Here is a 531-nt window from a genome sequence, read left to right as displayed (position 1 = left end):
TTATGGTACGCATTTTCCTTTGATTTTTCGAAGCCAAATGTGGGCAGATTTCCACCACGATACCTTCAAGAAACGACCGATTTCTAAATATGTATACGAACTATTTGTGTGGAGCTGTGCCAACACGTTCAAGCAATATACAATCATTGCGATATACACTTGGTTATGCACCGCCTGCTCACTGTGACCGTAGAATTTCTTTATGTTCAAATGTTGTTTCATCCATTTGAAAAATAATTCGATCGCCCAACGTGACTTGTACAATTCAGCGAGTTCATCTGCATCTAAGTCGAACCGATTCGTTAGGAGTTGAAGTTCATTACCCTTTGAATCGATTACTTTCAATAAGCGGAAGGCGTTTTCAGAGCGATTCTGCGTCGTACCAATGACAACCATTTCATCCGATAAAACCAGTGAATCCTCAGGTAACCTGAGCGTTTCCATAACGCGTGTTACTGCATTTTTACGCAAGCGCGAGACAAAGAAATAGCCGTCATCGGTCATCCGATCAAAACGCTCATAATCTAAGTA

At 41.2% G+C, this 531-nt stretch carries 1 protein-coding gene; it reads right to left on the bottom strand.

The features are described 5' to 3' along the window. Positions 1–531: IS4 family transposase (locus AC3WOM_RS26720; protein ID WP_492449227.1), on the bottom strand; the 531-nt coding region annotated here is incomplete at its 5' end.

The sequence above is a fragment of the Lysinibacillus sp. FW301-JW8 genome, assembly GCF_058788755.1.
This window is presented reverse-complemented; position numbering and strand designations above follow the sequence as displayed.